The organism is Roseobacter fucihabitans, from assembly GCF_014337925.2.
Taxonomy (GTDB): domain Bacteria; phylum Pseudomonadota; class Alphaproteobacteria; order Rhodobacterales; family Rhodobacteraceae; genus Roseobacter; species Roseobacter fucihabitans.
Map to the genome: position 1 here is coordinate 4,242,569 of NZ_CP143423.1, position 18,657 is coordinate 4,261,225.

An 18,657-nucleotide genomic window follows, 5' to 3' on the forward strand; every position below is an offset into this window, starting at 1 on the left:
CTGATGTCTGTTCTGCCCAAAATGCCCAAATCCACCAGAAGCAACACGAGCGGTCGCGGCTCCAATGAGCGGTCCCGGGCAGATATCCTGATACTTCTGGGACCAGAACAGGGCGTAAATCTCGAACTTCCAGAGCTCGAAAAGTTTTTGTCCTGCAGTATCCAGGTTTCTGGATTTATCGATCCGACGCAGGCCGAGCGCTTGCGCGAAGAGGATGGGTTTCCAATCTTCTCATGCATCCGCGATGCACTCAGAGCCTTTCCTGAGTCGCTTCTCATCTATGACAATGCGTTTTTGAAAATGGCGGACAGCCCGGATGATAATCTGATTATGACAGCAGGCGAGGGAGAAGAGACATGGCAAGAATAGCAAAGCGTTCCCCGCTCCTTCTGGTCGCTAAATACGCCGCACTCCTTGGTTATCTGACCTTCGCGCTCTTTCCGCTCTACTGGCTGTTGAAAATCTCCGTGACGCCGGATCAGTTGATTTTTGTCGAAGCAACAAACCTCTGGCCGTCGGCTCTGACGTTCGACAACTTTCGCTCGGTACTGTTTCAAACCGATTTTCTGGCCTACTTTGGCAATTCTCTCTATGTCTCGCTGGGAACGGCTGCGGTCACGACGGTTGTTGCTGCCGGGGCCGGTTATGCGTTCTCCCGGTTCGAGTTTGGCGGCAAGAAGATCCTCATTGCCGTCATGCTGATCACCCAGATGTTTCCGCTGCTGATGATCATCGCACCGATCTACAAGATCGTGGCGTCACTGGGTCTGCTCAATTCGCTGACATCGCTGATTGTCGTCTATACCGCGTTCAACATCCCTTTCGCCACCTTCCTGATGCAGTCGTTCTTTGACGGCATCCCCCGCGATCTGGAAGAAGCCGCGATGATGGATGGCTGTACGCGCTTTCAAGCGCTGCGCAAGGTGGTCTTTCCGCTCACCCTGCCGGGGTTGGGTGCGACACTCGGCTTCGTGTTCACCGCGGCCTGGTCGGAACTACTGTTTGCATTAATGCTGATTTCCAAGAACGAGGCGATGACCTTCCCCGTCGGCCTGTTGACCTTCGTGTCGAAGTTTTCAGTGGACTGGGGGCAGATGATGGCGGCTGGCGTCCTCGCGCTGATCCCCAGCTGCCTCTTTTTCATCTTCATTCAACGATATCTCGTGCAGGGCCTGACGTCCGGCGCGGTCAAAGGATAAAGGAGCCACGCACATGGCACGTATTGAACTCAAAGACGTGGTGAAACGCTATGGTTCCGTTGAGGTGCTGCGCGACATCAACCTCGACATTCAGGATGGTGAATTTATCGTTCTTGTCGGCCCGTCCGGCTGCGGCAAGTCAACGCTGTTGCGGATGATTGCGGGGTTGGAGCCGATCTCCGCTGGTGATTTCCTGATCGACGGCGAGCGGATGAACGACGTGCGTCCCCGTGATCGTGACATCGCCATGGTGTTTCAGTCCTATGCGCTTTACCCGCATATGGATGTGGCCCGGAACATGGGCTTTTCGATGGAAATCCGCAAAGATCCGGTGAACGAACGCGCCAGCCGCGTCAAGCAAGCCGCTGAAACGCTGGGTCTGACGGCGCTCACAGAGCGGCTGCCCAAGGCGCTGTCGGGCGGGCAACGCCAACGTGTTGCAATGGGCCGCGCGATCATCCGCGATCCACGCGCGTTCCTGTTTGATGAACCGCTCTCAAACCTTGACGCGTCACTTCGCGTTGAAATGCGGCTTGAGATTGCACGGCTCCACCAAAAGCTGCGGTCCACAATGATTTACGTCACTCATGATCAGGTCGAGGCGCTCACTTTGGCCGACAGGATCGTTGTTCTGAACGGGGGCGATGTTCAGCAGATCGGCAGCCCGCTTGATCTTTACGAGCGGCCCGCAAACAAATTTGTCGCCCGTTTTATCGGGTCCCCCACGATGAACATCGTCCCGGTGCAAGGTGAACGCGGCAGCGTGATCCTTGCGAACGGTGCCCATCTGGCATTGCCGCATCTGCCGGATACGCTGGATGCCGTGGAGCTTGGTATCCGTCCAGAGCACATAGATGTTGTCGATGATGGCGATGTCTCTGGTGTCATCGACGTGGTGGAACATCTCGGGTCAGACACGAATATTTACGTCAATGTGGAGGGCCTTGGCCCTCTTATGGTCCGCAAGCACGGCAATGTCCCGGTACGCGCGGGCGAACGCATTGGCCTGCGTATTCAGCCCCACAACGTCCATCTTTTCGCGTCGGACGGAACCGCCTTGCGGCGCGTCACGACAGATATCGCGGCCTGACATGAGCAATACATCTGACATCCGCCGCGCACTTGAGGCTAAGACGCTTTGGCTATCTTCGTGGATGATCCATCATGCGAATAATATCCGTGCCAAGGGGCGGATAAAGGTTGGCGGGCATCAGGCCTCAAGCGCGTCGATGAACGCCATCCTGAACGCGCTTTACTTTGACGTGTTGCGGCCAGAAGACCGTGTGGCGGTGAAACCCCATGCCAGCCCGGTGTTCCACGCGATCCAGTATCTGCTTGGAAACCAGTCCCGCCAGCAATTGCAGGATTTCCGCGCCTTTGGGGGTGCCCAACCCTATCCGTCGCGCACCAAGGATCACGACGATGTGGATTTTTCCACCGGGTCCGTCGGAATGGGGGTCGCGATGACGGCCTTTGCCAGCATGACGCAAGACTATTTGGCGGCGCATGGCTGGCTGGATCGCCCCAAGGGTCGGATGATCGCGTTGGTCGGTGACGCGGAACTGGACGAAGGCAATATCTATGAGGCACTGCTGGAAGGTGCAAAGTATGATTTGCGCAACTGCTGGTGGATTATTGATTATAATCGCCAGTCCCTTGATGGCGTCGTCACCGAAGGCCTCAACGCCCGGTTCCGCGATATTTTTGTCGCTTGCGGCTGGGAGGTTGTTGAACTCAAATATGGGCTTTTGATGCAAGACGCCTTTAAAAAACCAGGTGGCGCGCAACTCAAGAAGTGGATCGACGGCTGCGACAATGGTCTCTACTCGGCCTTGACCTTCAAAGGCGGCGCGGCGTGGCGCGCGCGGCTGGAGGCCGACTTTGCCGGGGATAACGAGGCGCTCGCATTGGTGGCGGATCATGACGAGGCGGCTCTTTCCCAATTGATGGGTAACCTGGCGGGTCATGATGCAGCGCTGATGGCCGCAACGATGAAGGCCATCGACCACGATCGGCCCGTCTGCTTCATCTGCTACACCGTCAAAGGCCATGGCTTGCCGTTGGCCGGACATAAAGACAACCATGCAGGCATCATGACGACACCGCAGATAGAAGGATTGCGCGACGACATGGGGATCGAAGCCGGCGCGGAGTGGGAACCCTTCGCAGGGCTGCACATACCTGAAAAGGACATTCAGGCGTTTCTTGATGATGTTCCGTTCAATGCGCGGGGTCGTCGTCGTTACAACGCTACTGTCGTGCCGACCACTGAAGTCGTCACGCCAAGATTCAAACCGATGACGTCGACACAGGAGGCTTTTGGGCAAATCCTTGCCGCGATTGCCACGGATGCACCGGAGCTTGCAGAGCGGATCGTGACAACATCCCCCGATGTGTCAGTGTCCACCAACCTTGGTCCGTGGATCAACAAAACCGGGCTCTTTGCCAAGTCAGGCCAAGCAGATGTATTCCGCGATCATGCAATCCCGTCCACCCAGAAATGGCAACGGCATAAGGCGGGTCGCCATATCGAACTTGGCATTGCCGAAAACAATCTGTTTACGTTTCTTGGAGCGCTGGGTCTTTCCCACTCTCTTTTCGGGCAACGGCTATTGCCTGTTGGGACTGTCTACGATCCGTTTATCTGCCGGGGCCTCGATGCGCTCAACTATGCGTGTTATCAGGACACACGCTTCATGTTTGCGGCGACACCGTCCGGAGTATCGCTTTCCCACGAAGGTGGCGCGCATCAGTCGATTTCAACGCCGCTGATTGGCATGGCGCAAGACGGATTGGCGACCTTTGAACCTGCCTATGCGGATGAACTTGAAGTTATCATGCGGTGGGGCTTTGATTACATGCAGCGTGACGGGGCCAACCAGCAGGCCGAAGAAACCTGGTTGCGAGATGAAAAAGGTGGATCGCTCTATCTGCGGCTATCCACCCTCCCGCAGGAACAACTTCAGCGTGACATGACAGCGACGTTAGCGACTGAAATTGTCTCTGGCGGCTATTGGTTGCGCCCACCGACCGCTTCAACCACGGTTGTGCTGGCCTATTGCGGTGCTCTGGCACCCGAGGCCATCAATGCGGCGGGCCTCTTGGCTGAAGATATGCGAGACGTGGCCGTGCTGGCGGTGACATCAGCAGATCGGCTCAACGCCGGATGGCAGGCAGCGGAAAGGGCAAGGCAACGCGGGGATGTCACCGCTTTGTCCCATGTTGAAAAACTTCTTGGCGCAGTGCCGCGTGATGCGGGCCTGGTTTCAGTGATAGATGGTCATCCCGCGACACTGAGTTGGCTGGGCGGTGTCTTTGGGCACCGCACCAAATCGCTGGGGGTCGAGCATTTCGGCCAAGCAGGGATGATAGAGGACATGTATCATCTGCACGGGCTGGATGCGAATGCGATCATGCATGCAGCAAGAGCATTGATGCCGGGTCGTGGTGCGCGATATCTTGCGCCTCTGGCAGGCTGAAATCGGAAAGGCTGTGAAATGAATGAACAACACCCGCCGGGGCCCGCAGAGGCGCCGGGGTTCTGGCTCGACACTCCTGAACATCGACAGTGGCTCATGTCTGAAGCTGAGCGGCAATGGACCTTTTTCGCGGCCAGCCTACGGGACGGTCCCGGGTTTTTCTCATTGGACACTGCCGGCAATCCGCTGTCGGATGACACGCAAGAACTGCACAGCACAACACGACTTATTCACGCCTTTGCGCTTGGCCAAATCTCGGGACATGCCGGGGCGGATCGAATCGTTGAACATGGCATGGCCTACCTCCGGGACCATCACCACGACGCGGAGCATGGTGGCTATTTATGGGCCCTGAGAGGCGATGCCATCGTTGATGATCGCAAACTCGCGTATGGACATGTCTTCGTTCTCTTGGCTGGCGCAAGTGCGAAAATGGCCGGACACCCAGATGCAGATGCATTGATTACGGATGTGAGCGACATTCTCGACAAACACTATTGGGAGGAAGACGCGGGCCTGTTTGCAGATGAATGGAACAGAGACTGGACGCCGTTTTCCACATATCGCGGGATGAATGCGAATATGCACGCAGTCGAAGCTTTGCTGACTGCATATGAGGCAACCGGACAGGATGTGTTTCTCAGCCGCGCGGGTCGCATCCTCGAATTTTTCACCGCCCGCATCGCACCAGCAGAAAACTGGCGTCTGCCTGAGCATTATTCGCAAGATTGGGAAATTGACCGTTCCTATGCGGGCAATCCCATGTTTCGCCCTGCCGGAACAACACCGGGTCATTCTTTCGAACTGGGGCGACTGTTGTTGCAATTTTGGGATCTTTCGGGACGTCAGGACCGAAATATGCCCGTGACTGCGCGACACCTGATCGAACGAGCGTTGAAAGATGCCTGGTGTGCTCACGGCGGCCTTGCCTACACGCTTGAATTCGGAGGAAAAGTGTCGGCATCTACTCGATTTTGGTGGCCCGTAACCGAAGCGATTGGCGCGGTTGCAGCGCTGATTAAGTTGGATCGGCAGGCCAGCGATGAGCAATGGTATCGGAAGCTTTGGACTTTTGCCGATACCCATTTCATCGATCATATCCGCGGCGGTTGGTTTCCAGAGATTGACAACGCCGGGCAAGTCACCAGCACGATCTTTAAGGGGAAACCCGACATCTATCACTCTGTGCAGGCATGCCTATTCCCGCTCACAAATGGGCTGTCGGGGCATATTGATGATTTGAAACATAGTGAACCTGTGGCGATGAGGTAAGTTTGCCTTATTGGACGTAGAAAAGATGTTTAAGGTGGGGCGGATATATCTATTTGATATCAATAAGCGCCGTTGGGATTTAGAGCGTTTGCATAATTCAGACGACCCACGCGGCGACGTTAGATAGTAGTATTCGGTAGTGGGTCACTTTGAAATTTAGCTCGGATTCAAGAAAACCCTACCGAAGCAGGGCTTTCAGGGACATTGACAATATCTAGGCTAATCTAAGCTTGTCATCGCTCGGGGATCAGCCTGCCTAGTACTCTAGGTCTTAAAGCCCGATAGACGGGATACAATGTTGTAACTAGAGGTCACCAAGCACCAAATCTGGTTGTGTCGCAAACTTTGTCGTGAGGCGAGATGGGGCCTCGCTAGGATACAATTATCCAGCGAGCTCGGCAAACTGTTCGAAGCCGGACAACCCTGGTCGGTCGAATTGTCCTTTGCGGATCATGTGGGCGACTTCGATGCCCGCCAGAGTGGACGCGGCTGAATTGAACGATTTGAAGGTCTGCATAGGGCGGGTGATCTTTTTTATGAAACGGTGGTCCTGTTCGATAATATTATTGAGATATTTCACCTGCAGAATCTCGATCAGCCAACACCAGTTATGCATCACCAGCAGGCAATTCATGTTGAACAGACCGACCGCGTTTGATCCGCTCTTGTCGATAAAAACCTTGTCCGGCCAGCCGTTACTGGCGATCACCTTGGCGAAGAATGCGGTTGCTGCCGCCTCATCACGTCGCTCGGACAGCATGAAATCAAGGGTATTGCCGTATTTGTCTATCGCTCGATAGAGATATGTCCACTGGCCTTTGACCTTGATATAGGTTTCGTCCATCCGCCAAGATCGACCGGTCGACGCCTTCTGACAACGCGCCTCACCGGCAACGGCGACAGAATATTTCTCGACCCATCGATTAAGCGTTGCATGATCAACATCGACGCCGCACTCGTTCATGATTTCTTCGAGATCCCGATACGATACCGCAAACCGAACGTAGAAATAGACCGCGTATAGGATCACCGATTTCGGAAAATGCGCGCCTTTGAAACTGATCAATCGTTTAAACCTTGAATGAGATGTCGAAAGGCTGCCCAATGAACGTCACTGCCGAGAAGTGCAACAGGGCTCCAAAAGTTTGCGACACTACCTTGACCCCAGACGAAGCATATGAAACGAAATTGAGAACAGAGAGACTGGCAGCCTAAATGAAACCCTGATCCACCTTAACAGTGCTGGAAACTGGTCGAAAAGCAGGACCACCTCTCACCAACATTCCGCCCGAGGTCTCACCGCTGCGCTCTTCTTTGTTGTGATCTGTTCGATCCGAAACACCATGAAACTTTGAAAGAGCCTGACTGAGCGAAACAGCATCATTGTTCAACGACACACTAGATGCGGTGAGTTCTTCCAAGGAAGCCGCGTTGTTTTGCGCACTGGTTTCAACGGCTGTTACCGCGCCGTTGATGTCTGATATGCCCGCCGCTTGCTGCTCAATGGCCGTCGCAATCTCAGAGATTTGCTTCGTTGCGATCTGAACTTCAGAGACGATCTTTTCCACGGCGTCTTTGGATGCCTTCACGTTTGCAATGCTGCCCTCCACCACAACTGTATTTTCACCAATCACCTTGTTGACGTCCTGGACCGCCTCTTGAGATCTGCGGGCCAATGCGCGTACTTCTGATGCGACCACGGAAAAGCCCCTGCCTTCTTCTCCAGCGCGGGCTGCCTCTACCCCTGCGTTCAAAGCCAAGAGGTTGATTTGGAAAGCGATGTCCTCAATAACCTTAACGACCTGGTTGATTTCTTCAGAAGCCCTTTTCATATCATCCATTGAGGCTTCGGTCGTGTCAGCGATCTCTAGTGTCTGATTGGCGCGTTCCTGAATGTTGCGGGTCGCCGCATCCGCAGCCTTTGCGTTTTCGACGACCTGGCGAACGCTTTTGGACATTCTGTCGATTGCGACAGATGTCTCTTGCACGGTGGCTGCGTCCCCTTCCGCGCGTTCTGACATTTTGGATGCCGCCGTCTGAAGTTCACCCGATGTGGCGGAAACACTCCGACCACTTTGTAAAATCGTGGCCATGGAAGAGGACATGGCTTCAAGAGCCGCATTGAAATCATCTTTCATCTTGAGGAACGCGCCTTTGCGGTCTCCCCGCATGCGAACAGCAAGGTTGCCTTCCGCGAGCTGACCGATTCCGGACACGACATCCGCGATGTTGACGTCCATTTCAGAAAGCACTTCATTTATGACCTCGGCTAATTCGGTCAAGTTTCGATGGTCTGCCTCAATCGGCATCCGCTGGTCAAACCGACCTTCAGACGCAGCCCCAAGAACGTCACGCATGTTCTGCTGAAACACCTCAAATGCCTTGAGCCGGGCTGCCTCAACCCTTGCTGATTTCTCTTTTTCCTCGCGCGCCATAGCTTCAGTTTCCATCAACTTGATTCGATCTTTTTCGGCCTCTGCCCGCTCTCTTTCCCGCACTTCCACATCATCCAGCGTTGCCATCAGTTCCTGTGTCTTGCGCGTACCGGCGATCAGCTTTTCAAGACTGGCCGTCAGGTCCTTGATCTCAGCCAGATCGTTGTCTTGGCGTATAATTTCCTGTGTCGCATCACCATCTGCTACGGATGCAATCGCCTTCGTCGCATACTCAATGCGCGCGGCAACCCGCTTTGAGATGAACAATATTGCACCCACAATCAGAGCGACGAGTACCAATACCGCAGCCACGTCAAAGATCAGCCCTTGCAACTTGCTTGCTTTGCGGTCCCGCCAGTACAGACGAACCTCTTCCCCCGCCCGTTTAGAAAGGTTCGCAAACCCATCAAGCGCCTCGTTTGATTGTGCGAAAAAGCTCTCAAAGGTTATCGGATACACGACTTCTTCTGCCAGCATAGCTTGATCCAGAGATGCGATAATATTGAGGTATTCGCCAAAATAGGCCCCCCCAACTCTTGCGATTTCCTGTCCGAATTCACCATCGGCTTTCGCTATGAGAGCGGCTTTTTGCATCTCGCTCCATGCCCTTGCCGCACGTGCACTATCAGCCTGTATCAGGGATCGCACGTCCGTTGGAATTTTGATATTGTTCAGCGTCGCAATTGCATAATAAGTTCTTGCCCTGCCGCCGAATTCACGCACTTCCCATGCCAGATTTTGAATGGACACCAATGCGAAAACGGTATTGGAGGTCACACTGTTTTCCATAGATAGCAAATTGGCGATGATCTTCAGTTCTGCGATTGCCCCCTTCAGCTCGAAAGGCAAGTCTTTGACCCGCTGTTGATCTCTCTCCTCATCGGAAACGGACAGCATACTATCGACTTCCGTGCGCAAGGCCGCGACTTCTTTCAAGGCGTTTTGCGCTTGGGATGTGAACTCAAACTTGGTTTCTAGCGCTGTAAACTGTTGAAGCGCATGCTGGGCATCAGCAAATAATCCATCGGCCAAAACCCGTTGCCCATCTATCAAATCCAAAAAAGCCTGTGGCGCTGGTTCACTGACGGAGAGGGCAACCTGCGTCACACTGCGTTCCAAGGACAAAGCGACCGTTGCGTCTTTCCACATCGTAGTAGAGTCAGCCAGTGTCTCAAGCTGTGCGACCGTACGGTAATCATGAGCAGACTGAACTACGGCTTTACCATATTTCCAAGTCGCCAGGCAGCCGATGAGCAACAACCCAACTATACAAACACGAGAAATTCTCATCGTAGTACTCCACTAAAATTCCAGACACGTCTAGCGGGGAATTCTTAAAATTAGGTTGGTGTCCGTCGTTACCCTAAACGCCTTCTCGCGGACTGCGATGTTTCAGCTATTTCGTCTGGTGCAATCATTTCGTTGATGCCTGGCGACGCAACGAGATCATAATAAAATTTCGCATGTCGTGGATAAATAGTCCGTTCTGAATCATATTTTTCAACGATTTCCTTGCGTGCCGCCGCACCCAGCCGCTGTGAGTATTCGGGATCTTCCAGCAGATCCTCTACCGCGTGCACCACCTCATTCGTTACGTAGGGGTTAACAAGCAAGCCGCTTTCTCCGTCGATCATGAATTCCTCAACTGGTGCAGATCGCGCGGCCACAATCGGTGCGCCACACGCCATGGATTCCACAAAGGACCAAGACAATACAAAAGGTGAAGATAGATAAAGATGAGCACCTGTTGCCTGCAGAAACTTGATCATGACCGGCCTCGGAACGAGACCTACGAAGTGTAAACGCGCCAGGTCCAGATCAAGGGTATCAAGCATGTGGTTTTTCCAGGATTTACCTGAAGGTTTGGGACCATAGGCCACCCGATCATCGGCGATAATGACTGCATGCAATTTGGGGCGAGTCTTCTGGAGACGCTCGATTGCCTGCATCACTTCGGGAAAACCACGCGCCGGCTCCATGCCGCGCGCAATATATGTAACTAATTCCGCGTCCTTGGGAATGCCGCATTTTTCAAGAAATTCGGTATCTCGCGGAGCTGGGCAATGCGTTTGGGTATCAAACCCGTCGTTGAGCACTGAAATATTGTGTTGCAACTTTTCAGGAAACTGTGTCGCTTGGTATTTTGTGGGGCAAACAGTGGCGTCGGCAGCACTGAAATCCAGCCAGAATGGCGTATTGCGCGTGCGGGCTTTGGCGCTTTCATCAGGCCAGCTTCGGGGGTGCGTATGCGGCGTATGATCCGCGTAAGGGTATGTATAATACCACTCGGCATATTGGACATATTTTGTTTCAGGCCAAATATCCTTGACGAAGAAACCAACCCCCCATCCGGAATGGGCAACGACCACATCTGGCCGGTACCCTTGCTTTTCAAGAGCGAGCGCGGTGCGCAATAGCCCCTGCCCGGAAATGACCGCACGTTCGGTGCCGATCAGGTAATGATGCGTCTTGGCCGAAGGTGCCCGGTGCTCGTGGAATTGCACGATCTTCAATTGGGACGATTTCACGTCTTTGCGGGCGGTTGCGAAAGTGACATCCCAACCATGTTGTGCCAGCCAAACCGCCAAGCGTCCGAATTGCGCCGGGTAGTTCTTATGAATGAACATGATCTTCATTTCAATTCAGGCTCCGCCAAACCGGGTCGCATCGGGATCGATGTCCTTCTGGGACCACTTATCAACAGAAATGATTTAACTTCTGTTATCGCCCGGCTTGCGCCGCGAAATTCGTATCCGCGCTGTGCCGGAAAATCCGCGTTCTGCGCTCTGCGCTCGGAAAAAAATGTTCTTTACCTTCTGATAATCTTTTTGCCGTTTACTTCGCGCTGTGTCGATGGGTGGGTACGTCGAAAAAGCGGGTGCGAGTAATGAGTAGTGGGCCGAAAAAGCCTGATGCAGGCGTAAAATCGTCTGCTTCAGATGAACAAAAAGCAAATTCGAAATCCGAGGCGGGAACACTTCTGACCAATGGATCGGACGGTGGCGCGGATGCGCAAGCCGGAACCGGTCTTGCAGGGTTCCTCGGTGCTTTGCCGGTATTCTCCATGTTCAGCAGCCATGCAGTGGCCAAAGAAACCCCTGAAACAACGCAAGTGGAGAACGCAGCAATTAATGCTGGCTCGTCTCAGCCCGCTCCTTTGCAAGACGTGGGCGGTCCTGACTCAAACGATAGCGACCAAGGGCTTCCTGGGGTCTTGGGTGGTGATCCGTCGGAGCGCGTATTGGATACGAATCGCTCAGAGCTGAGTGACCTCACAATGGCTCCCCGCACCCAGAGCATTGAGTCTCCAAATCAAACCACGATGCCTGAAAGTTCCAGCGAGATCGCTGGCGGACCGTCCCAGAACGGCGATGCGGCCGACCCTTCCTTTGAGGAACCCACCACCCGCAATGGCCCTTCCGTGAAGGACACGGGCGGGTCCGGCGACGGCGCAGATGTTGCCACCGGGCTTGATCCGGACACTCTGCCCACAGGAAATGGAAACGACACGTTTTTTGTGCCGGACGGCTTTACAAATGGCACGATCATCGGTGGCGAGGATGGCGAGGACGTTGATGTCATCGACCTGACCGCGCTGAGTGGACCCGTCACCGTCACCTATACAGGCGATGAAGCGGGCACGATCACCGACGGGACCAATACCATCACTTTCTCGCAGATCGAAGAGCTGGCCCTCACCGACTTTGCGGATGTGGTGGATGGCCGTGCGGATGGTTCTGGTATCCAGATTAATGCCGGTGCGGGCGATGACACAGTCCAGGGCGGTACGGATGCGGACACGCTTTTGGGCGGTGACGGTGACGACCTGCTTGAGGGCTGGCTGGGGGATGATCGCATCGAAGGCGGCGCTGGCGCCGATACGATTCGTTACACCGGTTCCACCATTGATAACGACACAATCATCGGTGGCGAAGGCGGTGCTGATGACGACGTCGTTGACCTTTCAGCGCTGACAGGCCCGGTCACTGTCACCTACACCGGTGACGAGGCGGGCACGGTCACCGATGGTTCAGATACAATCACATTCTCCGAAGTCGAGGGGTTGACCCTGACCGATCAGGCGGATGTGGTCAACGCGGGTCCGGGCAGTGCCGCGATGAATATTGATGCGGGGGCCGGAGATGATACGCTGGCGGCCGGGAGTGGCAACGACACACTGACGGGGGGTAGCGGGGATGATACCTTCCTGATCGACGGAAGCGATGTTGACGGGCCGGGCACGATTACGATCAACGGCGGAAGTGAAACCGGCGCCGACAGCATCAGCGGAACGGGGCTGAACAACTTCAACTGGGTCAGCGGGCCGACCAATGATGGCTCGGGCAGTTTCAGCGGCTCGTTTACATTCGAGAATGCCGCCGGTGACACGGTCACGGTCAATTTCTCCGAGATCGAGAGCTTTGGCGGCGAGATTGTGGCTGGCAATGGGGTGGTCGAAGGGACGGGTGGCAACGACACAATGTCGCTTGGCTATATTGATAACGATGGGGACCGGATCACAACCGGTGATGATACGATCCACGGTGGCGCAGGCGCAGATTCCATTGATGCCAGCTCAGGAAATGATTCCGTTCTCGCCGGCGACGGCAATGATACGATCACCGCAGGCGATGGTGATGACACAATCGATGGGGGCGACGGTAATGACAGCATTTCTGGCGGCACCGGCGATGATGCGATCACCGGCGGGGACGGCAATGACCGGATTCTCGGCAACAGCGGCAATGACACCCTTCTTGGCGGGGCTGGCAACGACGACATCAATGGCGGTTCCGGCAACGATTCCATAGAAGGCGGCGCAGGGAATGACACGATTAACGGCGGTTCCGGCACAGACACCATCGATGGTGGTGCGGGAAATGACACGATATACGCTTTCTCGGGTGACGATGCGCTCTCGGGCGGTACCGACGCTGACAGCTTTTTGGTGTATGATCCCTTCGGCAGTGGCACTCTCACCGGCGGCGAGGGCGGCACCGATAACGATTTGATCGACCTCCTTAGCCTCACCAGCCCGGTTTCCGTCACCTATACCGGGAATGAGGCGGGCACGATCATCAACGGTGCCGACACGATCACCTTCTCCGAGATCGAGCAGCTGATCCTGACTGATCAGGCGGATGTGGTGGATGCATCAGCAGACAGCACCGGCGTGCAGATAGATGGCGGGGACGGCAACGACACGATCACCGGCGGGGCTGGCAGCGACGATATCGACGGGGGGGACGGAACAGACATTGTGATCTTCAGCGGCGACCGGTCGGATTACACGATCACCGAGAACGCCGGGGTCTATACCGTCAGCGACAACCGGACGGGTGCGCCTGATGGCACGGATACAGTCACCAACGTCGAGACATTCCGCTTTGCAGACGGTGATATCGCCACTGAGAACGTGCTGAACACAGCGCCCACGGACATCACATCCAGTGCTAGCACGGTGGCCGAGAATAGCGCCGTCGGCACGGTCGTCGCCACGCTGAGCACCACCGACGCGAACGCCGGTGACACTTTCACCTATGCGATCACCAACGATCCGTCGGGTTTTTTCGAGATTGTCGGCGACGAGATCCGGGTTGCATCGGGCGCGGACATCGATTTTGAGACCGCGACCAGCCACGACGTGACCGTCCAGGTCACTGACGCAGGCGGCGCGACCTATTCCGAAACCTTCACCCTCACGGTGAGCGACACAGCCGAGAACCTGCAGTTGGGTGACGGTGGTGTGACGTTCACCGATGTGGGCGTTGCCGAAACTTCCATAAGTGGCGGTACCGGTAATGACAGCATCACCGCGCATGCAGATGGTGGTACTCTGTACGGCAATGCGGGCGACGACATCATTAACGGTAGCGGCCGCCAGGACGTCATCGACGGTGGACAAGGCAACGACTCGATAGACGGCGGCACGTTTTCGGATACCCTCACCGGCGGGACAGGCGAGGATACGATCTGGGGTGGTGGTGGCCACGACATTATCGATGCGGGCGACGGCGATGATCTGGTTTACGGCGACGCCGGAGACGACAACCTTGACGGTGGCGCAGGCGATGACTCGCTCTACGGTGGTGAGGGCAATGATACGCTCATGGGCGGCGAAGGCGTGGATTTACTCAGCGGCGGGGCGGGCGACGACAGTCTCGACGGGGGCGCAGGAAACGACAGGCTCTACGGTGAGGCGGGCAACGACACGCTCCTGGGTGGCGATGGCGCGGATTTGCTCGATGGCGGGACGGGAGCGAACAGTCTCGACGGCGGCGCGGGAGACGACAGCCTTTATGGCGGTGAGGGCAATGATACGCTCTCGGGCGGCGCTGGGGCAGATGAAATCCAGGGCGGGACCGGGGATGACAGTATAGACGGGGGTGCGGGAGGCGATTGGCTTTATGGTGATGAGGGCAATGATACGCTCTCGGGCGGCGATGGGGCAGATGAAATCCAGGGCGGGATCGGGGATGACAGTATAGACGGGGGTGCGGGAGGCGATTGGCTTTATGGTGATGAGGGCAATGATACAATCTCGGGCGGCGATGGGGCAGATGAAATCCAGGGCGGGATCGGGGATGACAGTATAGACGGGGGTGCGGCAGGCGATTGGCTTTATGGTGATGAGGGCAATGATACAATCTCGGGCGGCGATGGGGCAGATGAAATCCAGGGCTGGACCGGGGACGACAGCATGGACGGCGGGACGGGCGACGATAGTCTTTATGGTGAGGACGGCAATGATACGCTCCTGGGTGGCGAAGGCGTGGATTATCTCGATGGCGGGACGGGCGACGACAGTATAGACGGAGGTGCAGCCGATGATACGCTCTACGGTGGCGAGGGTAACGACACACTCGTAGGCGGCGAAGGCGCGGATTCTCTTATCGGCGTAGCGGGAGTAGATAGTCTCGTTGGGGGCGCAGGCGATGACTCGCTCTATAGTGGTGAGGGTAATGACACAGTGTATGGTGGCACCGGGGCTGATTACATTGATGCCGGAGCCGGTGACGATGTTATCGACGGCGGCACTGGCAACGACACGATTGAGGGCGGCACTGGAAATGATACGATTGAGGGCGGCACCGGAAATGATACGATCAACGCCTCGGACGGTACTGGCCAAATCGATGGTGGTACAGGCGATGACGTAATCGACGTCAGCAATTTTCACGGAGACATCTCTGGCGGACATTACTCGGACACGGGGTCCGACCACATTATTCTACGCGATGGGTCGAGCACCTCTGAGATCGAACTGGGATATGGTGTGGATACGGTGGAGATGTATGACTCCAGCCTGACCGGCAATATCGACTATGGTTTTGGTGATACCACGACCGGCGTGGGCAATACCTATACGCTGGTCAATTCGACCATTGGAGGTGCCATCAGAGGCGAGGACGCTGGAGGTGTCTCGTTTGATCATACGATATACTTGGAAAATACGGATGTAATGGGCTGGATCGACACTGGAGGCGGCAATGACACTGTCACGTTGATCGACTCAAACATCGGGTTGGGCGGCGTGGACGAACTGACCACCGGCGCAGGCGACGACTCCGTCTCAATCAGCGGGTCGACAATAACCGAAGGTGTCTTTCTGGACGATGGCGACGATGTGCTGACGTTGGGCAACAATGTGGTTGTCGGCGGCAGCGGTATCGAAGGCGGTGGCGGACAGGATCTTTTCAATATCACCGGGACGTTGGATAGCAATTCGATTGATGGCGGCTGGGGCGGCACGGACGTCGACACCATCGATCTTAGTGGGCTCTCTGGCCCGGTCACCGTCACCTACACCGGCGACGAGGCAGGTACGATCACGGATGGCGTAAATACCATCACCTTCTCCGATATCGAGCGCCTGATCCTGACCGGTGGCTCAGATGTGGTGAACGCCTCCGCCGACACGACAGGGGTCGAAATTATTGCGACCGATGGCAACGGTGGTGATACAATCACCGGCGGTTCCGGCAATGACACGATATACGGTTCGGATGAGGAAGATCTGATCCAGGGCGGTGCCGGTGACGACTTGATCTATACAGGAAAAGACAATGACACCGTGGACGGCGGCGAAGGGTCGGATACAGTCTATCTCCATCACATCGACCAAGGAACATCAAACGTTTTGACAGACAGCGGGACGACGGGAACAGACCGGCTCGTCCTGCAGGATGACGGAGCGAACGATACCTATTCCATTCAGGGCACTTTCTCCTCGGCGCAGGGTTTTGAGATCATTGATGGCAGCCAGGTATCCGGTGAGACCCTCGAGACCAAGGATGCGGTTGCGGATTTCGATTTTAGTGGCATCACCCTGATTGATATCGATGAGATCGACGGAACATCCGGGAATGACACGATCATTGGATCCGCTGGCGATGACAGGATCGAAGGTGAAGACGGCAATGATTGTCTGTATGGGGGGGACGGCAACGACACCCTTTACGGCGATGACGGCATTGACTTTTTGACGGGGGGGGCGGGTAATGACCTGCTATACGGTGGAGATGATAGCGATGCGTTCTTTATCGCGGCGATGCAGGGCAATGACACAGTAGACGGCGGCGCTGGTGGTGCCTGGACTGATACGATCAATCTTGAGGGAATGGGCGCTGGAGCAACCAACGTTTCGGGAGGCACAGTGGATGGCGATGGATGGACATTGGTGCTGGATGGCGGTCATTCCGTGAACTCACTCAATTCCGGCGTGCTGGAGCTATCCAGCGATGCCTCGGGTGTGGTGACATTTGATGATGGTGGCACTGTGACATTCACGGATGTAGAGCGCGTAACCTGGTAGGCGGCTCGTGGCACCCTCCTCTATGATTGTTCGCCTCTGAAAAGCCGGTTGGTAGTGTCGCAAACTTTTGGAGGTTGTGTCGCAAACTTTGTCGTGAGGCGAGATGGGGCCTCGCTAGGATACAATTATCCAGCGAGCTCGGCAAACTGTTCGAAGCCGGACAACCCTGGTCGGTCGAATTGTCCTTTGCGGATCATGTGGGCGACTTCGATGCCCGCCAGAGTGGACGCGGCTGAATTGAACGATTTGAAGGTCTGCATAGGGCGGGTGATCTTTTTTATGAAACGGTGGTCCTGTTCGATAATATTATTGAGATATTTCACCTGCAGAATCTCGATCAGCCAACACCAGTTATGCATCACCAGCAGGCAATTCATGTTGAACAGACCGACCGCGTTTGATCCGCTCTTGTCGATAAAAACCTTGTCCGGCCAGCCGTTACTGGCGATCACCTTGGCGAAGAATGCGGTTGCTGCCGCCTCATCACGTCGCTCGGACAGCATGAAATCAAGGGTATTGCCGTATTTGTCTATCGCTCGATAGAGATATGTCCACTGGCCTTTGACCTTGATATAGGTTTCGTCCATCCGCCAAGATCGACCGGTCGACGCCTTCTGACAACGCGCCTCACCGGCAACGGCGACAGAATATTTCTCGACCCATCGATTAAGCGTTGCATGATCAACATCGACGCCGCACTCGTTCATGATTTCTTCGAGATCCCGATACGATACCGCAAACCGAACGTAGAAATAGACCGCGTATAGGATCACCGATTTCGGAAAATGCGCGCCTTTGAAACTGATCAATCGTTTAAACCTTGAATGAGATGTCGAAAGGCTGCCCGATGAACGTCACTGCCGAGAAGTGCAACAGGGCTCCAAAAGTTTGCGACACTACCCTGGGAAGCTGCACCTGCGTTCTTCCTCTCTCGTGCATTTTCAATGCACTGCCGGGCAGTGGATAAACCTAAATCTCATTGCTTTAGGCCCGCGAAGAACTGGGTGGCCTTTTTTAAGATCTCCCTCTCCTCCTTCAGGAGTCGGTTCTCCCGTCGAAGTCGATCATTCTCTTGAGCGAGGCTCAAATCCTCTTTGGAAACCACGTCTGTATCTCGGTGCGCGGTGATCCATTTGTTCAGCGTCGACATCCCGACACCCAGATCGTCAGCCACCTGCTTGCGCGTCAGCCCACTGGTCAATGCGATACGCATTGCATCTTGGCGGAATTCGTCCGTCCGTTTCAGTCCCATAGTCCGTCTCCTTTGGTGCAGTAAATGCTATCAAAGGAGCGGCATCAAACCGCGACAGGTCCACGCCCTGACGGGAAGGATTGATAACAGAGCAAATGGATGACAGCACCACGACATTTGTAGCTTAAAGAAACTACAATTCTCGACAGTTTTATCCACTAAGTAAGATAGCCGTTAAACACTATTGGGTAGTGCAGGTATGTGT

Annotated in this window: 10 protein-coding genes and 1 pseudogene; 6 read left to right on the top strand and 5 right to left on the bottom strand. The window is 55.2% G+C overall.

Translation table 11 applies throughout. The features are described from left to right. Positions 1 to 3 precede the first annotated feature (3 nt). The 5 genes from ROLI_RS20785 (at position 4) to ROLI_RS20805 (ending at position 5,950) form a co-directional block, all read left to right on the top strand. Complete coding sequence (locus ROLI_RS20785) at positions 4 to 369, top strand: hypothetical protein (protein WP_187432216.1); 366 nt, start codon at positions 4 to 6, stop codon at positions 367 to 369. Beyond that, on the top strand, positions 357 to 1,199 hold the full coding sequence (locus ROLI_RS20790) for a carbohydrate ABC transporter permease (protein ID WP_187432217.1): 843 nt from the start codon (positions 357 to 359) through the stop codon (positions 1,197 to 1,199). Before ROLI_RS20785 ends, ROLI_RS20790 begins: the two co-directional genes overlap by 13 nt. 13 nt (positions 1,200 to 1,212) lie before the next feature. After that, positions 1,213 to 2,289, top strand: a complete 1,077-nt coding sequence (locus tag ROLI_RS20795) for an ABC transporter ATP-binding protein (RefSeq protein WP_187432218.1) — start codon at positions 1,213 to 1,215, stop codon at positions 2,287 to 2,289. Between the two features lies 1 nt (position 2,290). Next, complete coding sequence (locus ROLI_RS20800) at positions 2,291 to 4,678, top strand: transketolase (protein ID WP_187432219.1); 2,388 nt, start codon at positions 2,291 to 2,293, stop codon at positions 4,676 to 4,678. Between the two features lie 96 nt (positions 4,679 to 4,774). Next, on the top strand, positions 4,775 to 5,950 hold the full coding sequence (locus tag ROLI_RS20805) for an AGE family epimerase/isomerase (protein ID WP_316247513.1): 1,176 nt from the start codon (positions 4,775 to 4,777) through the stop codon (positions 5,948 to 5,950). Positions 5,951 to 6,332: 382 nt separating this feature from the next. On the opposite strand, the gene ROLI_RS20810 is transcribed toward ROLI_RS20805, so the two are convergent. The 3 genes from ROLI_RS20810 to ROLI_RS20820 all read right to left on the bottom strand — a co-directional run bounded on the left by ROLI_RS20810 (position 6,333) and on the right by ROLI_RS20820 (position 11,021). Further along, positions 6,333 to 7,016 (bottom strand): IS6 family transposase, encoded by a 684-nt coding sequence (locus tag ROLI_RS20810; protein WP_338469208.1) that lies wholly within the window; start codon positions 7,014 to 7,016, stop codon positions 6,333 to 6,335. Positions 7,017 to 7,161: 145 nt separating this feature from the next. Beyond that, a complete protein-coding gene (locus ROLI_RS20815; RefSeq protein ID WP_187432297.1) occupies positions 7,162 to 9,675 on the bottom strand; it encodes a methyl-accepting chemotaxis protein in 2,514 nt (837 codons plus the stop codon). 68 nt (positions 9,676 to 9,743) lie between these two features. Then, positions 9,744 to 11,021, bottom strand: a complete 1,278-nt coding sequence (locus tag ROLI_RS20820) for a glycosyltransferase (protein WP_187432298.1) — start codon at positions 11,019 to 11,021, stop codon at positions 9,744 to 9,746. Between the two features lie 686 nt (positions 11,022 to 11,707). Here ROLI_RS20820 and ROLI_RS20825 point away from each other — a divergent pair. Next, the gene (locus tag ROLI_RS20825; RefSeq protein WP_338469209.1) at positions 11,708 to 17,200 is read left to right on the top strand and encodes a cadherin domain-containing protein; all 5,493 of its coding nucleotides are present in this window, start codon (positions 11,708 to 11,710) and stop codon (positions 17,198 to 17,200) included. Between the two features lie 125 nt (positions 17,201 to 17,325). On the opposite strand, the gene ROLI_RS20830 is transcribed toward ROLI_RS20825, so the two are convergent. Together ROLI_RS20830 and ROLI_RS20835 are read right to left on the bottom strand one after the other, a co-directional pair. After that, entirely contained in the window at positions 17,326 to 18,009 is a 684-nt protein-coding gene (locus ROLI_RS20830; RefSeq protein WP_338469208.1) for an IS6 family transposase, read from the bottom strand. A 153-nt stretch (positions 18,010 to 18,162) separates the two neighbouring features. After that, positions 18,163 to 18,452 (bottom strand): annotated as a pseudogene (locus ROLI_RS20835) (transposase); the annotation flags it as partial. Between the last annotated feature and the right edge of the window lie 205 nt (positions 18,453 to 18,657).